This window comes from Pseudomonas sp. UFMG81 (genome assembly GCF_015354575.1).
Classification (GTDB): domain Bacteria; phylum Pseudomonadota; class Gammaproteobacteria; order Pseudomonadales; family Pseudomonadaceae; genus Aquipseudomonas.
In genome coordinates this window covers 43,324-53,814 of the sequence record NZ_JACAFQ010000037.1, presented here as the reverse complement: position 1 = coordinate 53,814, position 10,491 = coordinate 43,324, and the positions used below count along the sequence as shown (strand labels likewise).

Genomic DNA, 10,491 nt, shown 5'->3' with positions numbered 1-10,491 from the left:
ACATGGCGACCTCCAAGAGAACGATGTAAGTATCGCTTCTTGGCGTCCGTTGTCAGGGGACAGGCCCAGCAAAACCGCCTGCTCCCATCATCCGGCCCCTACGCTGCGCTCCGGGGTTCCCTCACTCCGGNCTTGCTCCCGCGTGGACGCACCGAAGGGCCATCCATGGCCCATCAGTGCTCGATGGGCATCCATGCCCATCGCCCCGCTCCGCAAGTCCTACGTTCGGCCTCCTGAAGTCGCGTTTGGCGGTGACTGGGCTATCGCGCGCTTAGAAGCAAGAGCAAGAGCAAGAGCAGCGAGTGTTCAATTGTTATTAATGTGTTGTTTGTAATGGCCTCATCGCCGGCAAGCCGGCTCCCACAGTGACCGCGTAAATTTCGAGTTCAGTGCGGTATCTGTGGGAGCTGGCTTGCCAGCGATTGCAATTGAAAGTTCAACAAAACAATCAACTAGCGACAGCAGCGTCAATATAGGCGCCGCCCCTAACTTCGCGACTTCAGGAGGCCGATCGGAGGGCTTGCGGAGGGAGGCGACGGGCATGGATGCCCGTCGAGCACCGATGGGCCATGGATGGCCCTTCGGTGCGTACTCCCGGGAGCAAGACCGGAGTGAGGGAACCCCGGAGCGAAGCGCAGGGGCCGGATGATGGGAGCGAGCGGCTTTGCTTACTTTGGCCAAGACCAAAGTAAGCCGCCGTAAGGGCGGAAAGGTGAATAAGCGTCACCAAAGCAAATGGATATGCTCAAAATCTTAAAAACCAACAAACCAAAAAATCAAAAAATCAAAAAACCAACTAACAATAAGCGAACCCACCAAAGGCGAATCACCGCGCTTCCATGTGCGCAATCATCAACTGCACACTCTCATTCCCGCGAAACTCATTAACATCCAACTTGTAGGCCAACTCCACCCACCGCACAGTAGGATTCGGCCAAACCTCCCGATCAACCCCAAAGGCAATCCCATCCAACCGCACCGAACCGCATTCGCTCTTGAGCACCACCTTCAGATGCCGCTCACCCACGACCCGCTGCTCGACCAGCTGAAACACCCCATGGAACAACGGCTCGGGAAAGTGCTGCCCCCAAGGCCCGGCATTGCGCAAAGCCCGCGCCAGGTCCAGGTGAAACTCCTCGACCGCCAGCACCCCGTCAGATAGCAACCGCCCGGTCAGATCCTCCTCCCGCAGTTGCCGCCGCACCTCAAGATCGAACGCCTCGGCAAACGCCGGAAAATGCTCGGCCGGCAACGACAGCCCCGCCGCCATGGCATGCCCACCAAACTTGCTGATCAGCGAAGGGTGCCGCGCCGCCACCGCATCCAGCGCATCGCGAATATGAAACCCCGCCACCGACCGCGCCGAGCCCTTGAGCATGCCTTCACCGGCATCGGCAAAAGCGATGGTTGGCCGGTGATAGCGCTCTTTCAACCGCGAAGCCAGGATACCAATCACCCCCTGGTGCCAGTCAGCGTCGAACAGGCACAACCCATAAGGCATGGACTCCACCGGCAGATCCTTGAGCTGGGCCAGCGCCTCACGCTGCATACCCTGCTCGATCGACTTGCGATCCTGGTTCAACCCGTCCAGCTGCTGGGCCATGTCCAGCGCCAGCGCGGCGTCCTCGCACAGCAGGCACTCGATACCCAGGCTCATGTCATCCAGGCGCCCTGCAGCGTTGAGCCGTGGGCCAAGGATGAAGCCAAGGTCAGTGGAGGTAATCCGACGGTGATCACGGCGGGCAACTTCGAGGATCGCTTTCAACCCAGGGCGAGCACGACCGGCACGGATACGTTCGAGCCCCTGGTGCACCAGGATGCGGTTGTTGGCATCCAACGGCACCACGTCGGCCACACTGCCCAACGCCACCAGGTCCAGCAGCTCGCCAATGTTCGGCTGCGCTTGCGTTTCATACCGCCCGAGATTGCGCAGCCGTGCACGCAAGGCCATCAGCACATAGAAGATCACTCCGACGCCGGCCAGCGACTTGCTCGGGAACTCACAGCCTGGCTGGTTCGGATTGACGATGGCATCGGCCTGGGGCAACTGCTGGCCGGGCAGGTGGTGGTCAGTGACCAGCACCTTGAGCCCCGCAGCCTTGGCCGCAGCCACGCCGTCGACGCTGGAAATGCCGTTGTCCACGGTGATCAGCAACTGAGGCTGGCGCTCCAGGGCCACGGCGACGATCTCCGGGGTCAGCCCGTAGCCATACTCGAAGCGGTTGGGCACCAGGTAATCGACATGCGCCGCCCCCAGCAACTGCAACCCCAATACCCCGACCGTGCTGGCCGTGGCGCCGTCGGCGTCGAAGTCGCCGACAATGAGGATGCGCTGGCGCTGGTCGAGGGCCTCGACCAGCAGGTCCACCGCCGCCTCGATGCCCTTGAGCTGCTGGTACGGCAACAGCCGGGCCAGGCCCTTGTCCAGTTCGGCCTCGGACTGTACGCCACGGGCGGCATACAAACGGGTCAGCAAAGGTGGCAGGTTACCCAGCAATGGCAGGGTCGACGGCAGGGGACGGGGTTCGATACGCATGAGGTCTTCGGCAATCAGGTCTGTGTCAGGTCAGCCGCGCTCGCCGAGCAGCCACTCCAGCTGCACCTCGTGCTGGCCACGGTCGTCGGTGACGAAAATCGTGCCTTCGCTGATCATCACGTCCCACTTGATGGTGCGCGGCATGTCGGTGGCCAGGGTTTCCAGCACCTCTTGCGGCACGGCGGCGATGCTCAGGTTCTTCAGGCCCTTCACCGCGTCGACCACCTTGTTCTGCCACACCCGCAGGCTGCCATAGGCCAACAGGCTGGTGCGCTCGGTGCGGCGCGAGCACCAGGTCAGGCGCTCGGCGTCCGGCTGGCCGACTTCGATCCAGTGCAGGATGCGGTCGTCCAGGCTTTTTTCCCACAGCGCCGCCTCGTCGACATCCGACAGGCCACGGCCAAACGCCAGCTGCTCGTTGTACCAGAGGGCGTAGGCCAACAGACGCACGGCCATGCGCTCCTCGGTTTCCGAAGGGTGGCGGGCGATGGTCTGGCGCACGCTTTCGTACACGCCGCGATCGAGGTCGGTCAGATTCAGTTCGAACTTGTAGGTGGTGGACGGCTGGGCCATGGGCGAGGGGCTTCGTTGAAAAGAAAGTCGCACAGTCTAACTGATCCGGTGCCATCGCCGAGCTGTGATAAAACCACCGCTCAACGCCCTTTCGCCAGGATGCCCCATGCCCACGCCCAGCAAACCGCTCGCCGGCCTGAAAGTCATCGAGCTCGGCACCCTGATCGCCGGCCCGTTCGCCTCGCGCATCTGCGCCGAGTTCGGCGCCGAGGTGATCAAGGTCGAGTCGCCCGACGGCGGCGACCCGCTGCGCAAGTGNGTGCAGGATGCGGTCGTCCAGGCTTTTTTCCCACAGCGCCGCCTCGTCGACATCCGACAGGCCACGGCCAAACGCCAGCTGCTCGTTGTACCAGAGGGCGTAGGCCAACAGACGCACGGCCATGCGCTCCTCGGTTTCCGAAGGGTGGCGGGCGATGGTCTGGCGCACGCTTTCGTACACGCCGCGATCGAGGTCGGTCAGATTCAGTTCGAACTTGTAGGTGGTGGACGGCTGGGCCATGGGCGAGGGGCTTCGTTGAAAAGAAAGTCGCACAGTCTAACTGATCCGGTGCCATCGCGGGGCAAGCCCGCTCCCACGCCAGGACACGTGGGAGCGGGCTTGCCCCGCGATCAGCTTCACACCGATATATCTGCCATCGCCGAGCTGTGATAAAACCACCGCTCAACGCCCTTTCGCCAGGATGCCCCATGCCCACGCCCAGCAAACCGCTCGCCGGCCTGAAAGTCATCGAGCTCGGCACCCTGATCGCCGGCCCGTTCGCCTCGCGCATCTGCGCCGAGTTCGGCGCCGAGGTGATCAAGGTCGAGTCGCCCGACGGCGGCGACCCGCTGCGCAAGTGGCGCAAGCTGTACGAGGGTACTTCGCTGTGGTGGTTCGTCCAGGCGCGCAACAAGCAGTCGCTGACCCTCAACCTCAAGCATGCCGAAGNTGCCATCGCCGAGCTGTGATAAAACCACCGCTCAACGCCCTTTCGCCAGGATGCCCCATGCCCACGCCCAGCAAACCGCTCGCCGGCCTGAAAGTCATCGAGCTCGGCACCCTGATCGCCGGCCCGTTCGCCTCGCGCATCTGCGCCGAGTTCGGCGCCGAGGTGATCAAGGTCGAGTCGCCCGACGGCGGCGACCCGCTGCGCAAGTGGCGCAAGCTGTACGAGGGTACTTCGCTGTGGTGGTTCGTCCAGGCGCGCAACAAGCAGTCGCTGACCCTCAACCTCAAGCATGCCGAAGGCCGCGAGGTGCTCAAGCGCCTGCTCGCCGACGCCGACATCCTGATCGAGAACTTCCGCCCCGGCGTGCTGGAAAAACTCGGCCTGGGTTGGGATGTGCTGCATGCACTCAACCCACGCCTGGTGATGGTGCGCCTGTCCGGCTTTGGCCAGACAGGGCCGATGAAGGACCAGCCGGGCTTCGGCGCGGTGGGCGAATCCATGGGTGGGCTGCGCTACATCACCGGTTTCGAGGACCGCCCACCGGTGCGCACGGGGATCTCCATCGGTGACTCGATCGCCGCGCTATGGGGAGTGATCGGTGCCCTGATGGCCCTGCGGCACCGCGAGGTCAACGGGGGTGAAGGCCAGGTGGTGGACGTGGCGCTGTACGAGGCGATCTTCGCCATGATGGAGAGCATGGTCCCGGAGTTCGATGTGTTCGGCTTCATCCGCGAGCGCACCGGCAATATCATGCCGGGCATCACCCCCTCCTCCATCCACACCACCGCCGATGGCCGCCACGTGCAGATCGGCGCCAACGGCGACGCCATCTTCAAGCGCTTCATGCAGGCGATCGGCCGCGACGACCTGGCCGACGATGCAAGCCTGGCCAGCAACGATGGCCGTGACGCCCGCCGCGATGAACTCTACGGGGTGATCGATCGCTGGGCCAACAGCCTGCCGCTCGACCACGTCATGCAGGTGCTCACTGACGCCGAAGTGCCGGCCAGCCGCATCTTCTCGGCCGAAGACATGTTCAACGATCCGCAGTACCTGGCCCGCGAGATGTTCCTCCAGGCAAAACTGCCAGACGGCAAGCCGTTCAAGATGCCCGGGATCGTGCCCAAGCTCTCCGACACCCCGGGCAGCACCGAGTGGGTCGGCCCCGCCCTGGGTGAGCACACCGACAGCGTCCTCGCCCGCCTGGGCTATGACACTGCCGCCATCGCCAGCCTGCGCCAGGCGGGCACGGTCTGACTCGCGCCAGCACCTGGCGCAGGCGTATCGCCAGCCTGCCCATTGCGCTGTGCCTGCTGGCGCTTACGGTGCAAGCGGTACAGGCCAAGGAGCGCCTGCTCTGGCTGGTCCGTGACTTGCCGCCGTTTACCATTTTCGAGGGTGCTGAGAAAGGCAAGGGCGTGATCGACCAACTGCTGCCCAAGCTGATCGCACAGATGCCCGAGTACGACCACAGTGTGGTGCGGGTCAACCGCGCCCGGGGCATCCAGATGCTCATGGAGCCCAGTTTCACCTGCGACCCTACGCTGCTGTGGACCCCGGAACGCGCCAAGTACGTGTACTTCTCCAAGCCCACGGTGGGCGTGATGAGCGGCGGCCTGGTGGTGCGCAAGCAGGACCAGACCCTGGTTGCGCCTTACCTCGACGGGCAACAGGTGGACCTCAGGCACCTGCTGGCCGATACCCATCTCAAGCTGGGCATCGTCGCCGAACGCAGCTACAGCGCGCAGGTCGACGATATCTTGCGCCAACTGCCCGACAGCGCCCTGAGCCGCCACTATGGCAACGACGCCACCGCCAGCCTGTTGCAGATGCAGCAACTCGGGCGCCTGCAACTGGTGCTGGGCTATTGGCCCGAGGTGCGCTACCTGATCCAGCAACAAGGTGGCTCGCTGGACGACTATGGTTTCTACCCGATCAGCGGCGTGAACCGTTATCAGTTCCTGCACGTGGGCTGCTCGGACACGCCGCTGGGCCGCGAGGCCATCGCCCACATCGACCAGTTACTGCCCGCGCTGCGCCGCGACACGCTGCCCGAGTTGTATGCCCGCTGGCTGGATCCGGCGTTGCGCGAAGCCTATTTGCAAGAGGCCGGCCATTTCTTCGACGGCACGCTGCCAGCCCCTTAGGCCAGAAAAAAGAAACCCCGGCCGCTGGGGAAGACGACCGGGGCAAGCGAAAGCCAATTTGGGCTTCCGACGACAGCCTGACACTACCGGAGCAAAGCACCGTCACGCTGTGGTCGATAATTCTGATGCGCCTGTCAGGCAAAGGTTCCCTGGTCGTGGCGTTGATGCTGCAAGGCAGCGATCACGCACGGTTGCAGGCGACCTTCGGCGATCTGCAGGTCACGGTGCAAGCCATCGACCAAGTCGACTAGCAGATGCTGGTCGACCAGTTGGCGCGCAGCCACCTGGCGTTGCAGGGTCACGGCGCCACGGGGGTCATACAGGGTCAGTTGGCGATTACCGCTGGCGTCGACGGCGCCAAGTGCGGTCAGGTAGGGGGTCAGGGCATCGTTGAGCAGGCTGCAGACTCTTTCCATCCGGATCACTCGCTGGCTTGTGGGCATGGAGGAACTGACCGTCAGGGCTGGCGCAAAGTTCGCTGCCGGCCCTTGCAGCGAGCATGCGCGGGCAATATGACAGTTTGAGTGCCTAGCCCGGGCGTTGCGCCAGCGGTGCTGGCAGACGCCCTAGCGCCTTGCCCAGGGCCACCGTGGACATTGGCCATGGCAGCTCGTCCAGCACCCACAGCCCCAGTTTGCGGGCTTCACGGGCCAGATCCGGGCCATGCCCTGCACCTTGCCCGACGAACAGCAGCGCCTTTGGCTTCGGCTCCCGCGCGAGGTAGCGGAACAACGACTTCGCGCTGCTGGCGGCCATGTCGTGGTCGAGCACCAGCATGTCCACCGGCCGGTCCTGGTCCAGGCAGGCCAGGGTGCCGGGCATGTCTTCGGTCAGGCGCACGTTGTAGAGCCCTTGGGCATTGAATGCCTGGTGCAGGAGGATCTGGTGGAATGGACGGGGCTGGTGGATAAGGACCTGAAACTGGTGCATGGGGTTTCCCTGGGCGAGGCGCTCTAGGCAGTTCGATGCTCCGAACTTTAGTGGGCAGTTGGACAGCGCCATACAGGAAAATTCTGAAAAGCCTTGGCAAAAGGCTTAAAAATTGACGTGTTTTTCTTTGCCTGGTCGAGGTCGAGGTTCTGACCGCTATCGCATGAGGGCGGCCAAGGGCTTGCCGATGGTTTTGCAGCGCTCTCAAGATCGAGCGCCGCCCGCGCGGCGCATCGCTGGCAAGCCAGCTCCCACATCTGTTTCTGGCCAGTTATGTCTGTGAGGTCTCCACTGTCCGCCTTGGTGCATACCTCAAGTCTGGTGGGGCGGCATCAGCGCCAACGCTGAAACCGCGTCGTACAAACAAGGCGGACAGTGGAGATGGACCAGGAGTAACTGGCCCGAAACAAACTGTGGGAGCTGGCTTGCCAGCGATGCGCCGCGCGGGCGGCGCTCGATCTTGAGAGCGCTGCAAAGTTTTCGACAAGCGCCTGGCCGCCCTCATGCGATATCGGTCAGTACCTTGAAAGGAATGGCACCTCCCGGAACCGCACACCCACAAAAAAACCCGTCCAAAGACGGGCTTCTTCACAAATGACCAGCCTTACAACGGCTTGCCACGATTACCATGCTGGCTGACAAATTCCTGCACGGTCTTCAGGTCATTGGCCAACACCGTGCAACGCTCTTCACGGCTGAACAGGTCGCTCAAATGCGCCGGCAGCTCCAGGGCCTTGCCAATCCCCGCCTTCTCCACCGCATCGGGGAACTTGACCGGGTGCGCAGTCCCCAGCACCACCATCGGCGTATCCAGGCTACGACGGCACTCGCGGGCGGCCTTGACCCCGATCGCCGTATGCGGGTCAAGCACTTCACCCGTGCTGGCAAACACCTCGGCGATGGTCTCGCACGTCTGCTCATCAGTGACCGCCAGCGAATCGAACAGCTTGCGCGCCTCGGTCCAGCGATCCTGCTCGACGCTGAAACCACCGCCCTGCTTGAAGGTATCCATCAGCTGGGCAACAGCGGCGCCATTGCGCCCGTGCAGGTCGAACAGCAGACGCTCGAAGTTGGACGAAACCATGATGTCCATCGACGGCGACAGCGTCGGGTGCAGGGCGTCCTTGACGTACTGGTTGCCGCTCATGAAGCGGTGCAGGATGTCGTTGCGGTTGGTCGCCACCACCAGCTGGCTGATCGGCAGGCCCATGTTGCGGGCCAGGTAGCCGGCGAAGATATCGCCGAAGTTGCCGGTCGGTACCGAGAACGCCACCGAACGCGCAGGGCCACCCAGCTGCAAGGCAGCATGGAAGTAGTAGACGATCTGGGCCATGATCCGCGCCCAGTTGATCGAGTTGACCGCCACCAGGCGGGTGCCCTTGAGGAACGACTGGTCGGCGAAGCTGGCCTTGACCATCTCCTGGCAGTCGTCGAAGTTGCCCTCGATGGCGATGTTGTGAATGTTGTCGCCCAGGATGGTGGTCATCTGCCGGCGCTGCACCTCCGACACACGCTGGTGCGGGTGCAGGATGAAGATGTCGACGTTGTCGCAACGGCGGCAGCCTTCGATGGCGGCGGAACCGGTGTCACCGCTGGTGGCGCCGACGATCACCACACGCTCACCGCGCTTGAGCAGCACGTGGTCGAGCAGGCGGCCGAGCAGTTGCAGGGCGAAGTCCTTGAACGCCAGGGTCGGGCCGTGGAAAAGCTCCATCACCCACTCATTGCCGTTCAACTGGCGCAGCGGCGCGATGGCGGCGTGGGCGAAGTTGCCGTAGGTCTCTTCGAGAATCTTCTTGAAGTCGGCATCGGCGATGCTGCCGGCAACGAATGGGCGCATCACCCGGAAGGCCAGCTCGTGATACGGCAGGCCAGCCCAGGAGGCGATCTCTTCGTGGGTGAAGCGTGGCAGGTTCTCGGGAACGTACAGGCCGCCGTCGGTGGCGAGGCCGGCCAGCAGCACGTCTTCGAAGTTCAGGGCCGGAGCCTGGCCGCGGGTACTGATATAGCGCATGGGTGCAAACCTTCGATGCTGGGCGCGGGCCGCCGTTGCGGCCCGCTGCCGGAATTAATTGAGCTGTTCGACGCGGATGCGCACAACCGGGCCTACCACGTCCTGCAGGGCTTCCAGGGCGACGATGGCGTCGTTGATACGCTGTTCGACCACACCGTGGGTGACCAGGATCATCGGCACCAGGCCGTCCTGTTCCTCGGCTTCCTTCTGCATGATCGACTCGATGTTGATACCGCGCTCGCTCAGGATGCTGGCCACCTGGGCCAGTACGCCCGGGTGGTCCTTGGCCTGGATACGCAGGTAGTAGGCGCTCTCGCAGGCTTCGATCGGCAGGATCGGGTGGGCCGACAGCGAATCCGGCTGGAACGCCAGGTGCGGCACGCGGTTCTCCGGGTCGGAGGTCATGGCGCGGACCACGTCGACCAGGTCGGCGACCACCGACGAGGCGGTCGGCTCCATGCCGGCGCCGGCGCCGTAGTACAGCGTGGAGCCAGCGGCGTCGCCGTTGACCATCACCGCGTTCATCACGCCATTGACGTTGGCGATCAGGCGGTCGCTGGGGATCAGCGTCGGGTGCACGCGCAGCTCGATGCCTTCGGCGGTGCGGCGGGCCACACCCAGGTGCTTGATGCGGTAGCCCAGGGCTTCGGCGTAGTTCACGTCAGCGGTGGTCAGCTGGGTGATGCCTTCGGTGTAGGCCTTGTCGAACTGCAGCGGGATACCGAAAGCGATGGAGGCCAGGATGGTCAGCTTGTGCGCCGCATCGATGCCCTCGACGTCGAAGGTCGGGTCGGCCTCGGCATAGCCCAGCGCCTGCGCTTCGGCCAGCACGTCGGGGAAGGCACGGCCTTTTTCACGCATTTCGGTGAGGATGAAGTTGCCGGTGCCGTTGATGATCCCGGCCAGCCAGTTGATGCGGTTGGCCGACAGGCCCTCGCGGATCGCCTTGATCACCGGGATACCGCCGGCCACCGCAGCTTCGAAGGCGACGATGACGCCCTTCTCGCGGGCCTTGGCGAAGATCTCGTTGCCGTGCACGGCGATCAGCGCCTTGTTGGCGGTGACCACGTGCTTGCCATTGTCGATGGCCTTGAGCACCAGGTCGCGGGCGATGGTGTAGCCACCGATCAGCTCAATGACGATGTCGATCTCGGGGTTGCTCGCCACTTCGAACACATCAGCGGTAATGGGGGTACCGGTAATCTGGCAGTTCGGGTTGGGCGAGCGCATGGCGATCTGGGCCACTTCAATACCGCGCCCGGCACGGCGGGCGATCTCCTCGGCGTTGCGCTTGAGTACATTGAAGGTTCCGCCACCGACGGTCCCCAACCCACAGATGCCTACTTTGACCGGATTCACTGT

8 protein-coding genes and 3 pseudogenes are annotated in these 10,491 nt (G+C 63.6%); 4 read left to right on the top strand and 7 right to left on the bottom strand.

Annotated features, from left to right (window positions below):
• Window positions 1-826: 826 nt before the first annotated feature.
• Together recJ and IX761_RS22410 are read right to left on the bottom strand one after the other, a co-directional pair.
• Window positions 827-2,536, bottom strand: a complete 1,710-nt coding sequence (gene recJ / locus IX761_RS22415; RefSeq protein ID WP_194791690.1) for a single-stranded-DNA-specific exonuclease RecJ — start codon at window positions 2,534-2,536, stop codon at window positions 827-829.
• 30 nt (window positions 2,537-2,566) lie between these two features.
• The gene (locus IX761_RS22410) at window positions 2,567-3,109 is read right to left on the bottom strand and encodes a YaeQ family protein (protein ID WP_194791689.1); all 543 of its coding nucleotides are present in this window, start codon (window positions 3,107-3,109) and stop codon (window positions 2,567-2,569) included.
• A 106-nt stretch (window positions 3,110-3,215) separates the two neighbouring features.
• Between IX761_RS22410 and IX761_RS22405 the strand changes: the two are divergent.
• Window positions 3,216-3,365 (top strand): annotated as a pseudogene (locus IX761_RS22405) (CoA transferase); the annotation flags it as partial.
• Window positions 3,366-3,368: 3 nt separating this feature from the next.
• On the opposite strand, the pseudogene IX761_RS22400 reads toward IX761_RS22405, so the two are convergent.
• A pseudogene (locus IX761_RS22400) lies at window positions 3,369-3,608 on the bottom strand (YaeQ family protein); the annotation flags it as partial.
• A gap of 188 nt (window positions 3,609-3,796) precedes the next feature.
• Here IX761_RS22400 and IX761_RS22395 point away from each other — a divergent pair.
• The 3 genes and pseudogenes from IX761_RS22395 to IX761_RS22385 form a co-directional block, all read left to right on the top strand.
• A pseudogene (locus tag IX761_RS22395) lies at window positions 3,797-4,036 on the top strand (CoA transferase); the annotation flags it as partial.
• A 59-nt stretch (window positions 4,037-4,095) separates the two neighbouring features.
• On the top strand, window positions 4,096-5,295 hold the full coding sequence (locus IX761_RS22390; protein ID WP_194791688.1) for a CaiB/BaiF CoA transferase family protein: 1,200 nt from the start codon (window positions 4,096-4,098) through the stop codon (window positions 5,293-5,295).
• Window positions 5,296-5,363: 68 nt separating this feature from the next.
• Window positions 5,364-6,185, top strand: a complete 822-nt coding sequence (locus IX761_RS22385; RefSeq protein ID WP_323744599.1) for a TIGR02285 family protein — start codon at window positions 5,364-5,366, stop codon at window positions 6,183-6,185.
• A 134-nt stretch (window positions 6,186-6,319) separates the two neighbouring features.
• Here the strand turns inward: IX761_RS22385 and IX761_RS22380 are convergent, their stop codons facing one another.
• The 4 genes from IX761_RS22380 to IX761_RS22365 form a co-directional block, all read right to left on the bottom strand.
• Complete coding sequence (locus IX761_RS22380) at window positions 6,320-6,601, bottom strand: DUF3509 domain-containing protein (RefSeq protein ID WP_194791687.1); 282 nt, start codon at window positions 6,599-6,601, stop codon at window positions 6,320-6,322.
• Window positions 6,602-6,713: 112 nt separating this feature from the next.
• Complete coding sequence (locus tag IX761_RS22375) at window positions 6,714-7,115, bottom strand: histidine kinase (RefSeq protein WP_194791686.1); 402 nt, start codon at window positions 7,113-7,115, stop codon at window positions 6,714-6,716.
• Between the two features lie 604 nt (window positions 7,116-7,719).
• Window positions 7,720-9,129 carry a threonine synthase gene (gene thrC, locus IX761_RS22370; protein ID WP_194791685.1) on the bottom strand — a complete coding sequence of 470 codons (1,410 nt, stop codon included), beginning with the start codon at window positions 9,127-9,129 and terminating at the stop codon, window positions 7,720-7,722.
• A gap of 54 nt (window positions 9,130-9,183) precedes the next feature.
• On the bottom strand, window positions 9,184-10,488 hold the full coding sequence (locus IX761_RS22365) for a homoserine dehydrogenase (protein ID WP_194791684.1): 1,305 nt from the start codon (window positions 10,486-10,488) through the stop codon (window positions 9,184-9,186).
• Window positions 10,489-10,491 lie beyond the last annotated feature (3 nt).

Bases quoted from the DNA above. Each gene is read 5' to 3' on its own strand.
- recJ (WP_194791690.1), bottom strand. From the start codon at position 2,536: ATGCGTATCGAACCCCGTCCCCTGCCGTCGACCCTGCCATTGCTGGGT.
- IX761_RS22380 (WP_194791687.1), bottom strand. From the start codon at position 6,601: ATGGAAAGAGTCTGCAGCCTGCTCAACGATGCCCTGACCCCCTACCTG.
- IX761_RS22410 (WP_194791689.1), bottom strand. From the start codon at position 3,109: ATGGCCCAGCCGTCCACCACCTACAAGTTCGAACTGAATCTGACCGAC.
- thrC (WP_194791685.1), bottom strand. From the start codon at position 9,129: ATGCGCTATATCAGTACCCGCGGCCAGGCTCCGGCCCTGAACTTCGAA.
- IX761_RS22375 (WP_194791686.1), bottom strand. From the start codon at position 7,115: ATGCACCAGTTTCAGGTCCTTATCCACCAGCCCCGTCCATTCCACCAG.
- IX761_RS22390 (WP_194791688.1), top strand. From the start codon at position 4,096: ATGCCCACGCCCAGCAAACCGCTCGCCGGCCTGAAAGTCATCGAGCTC.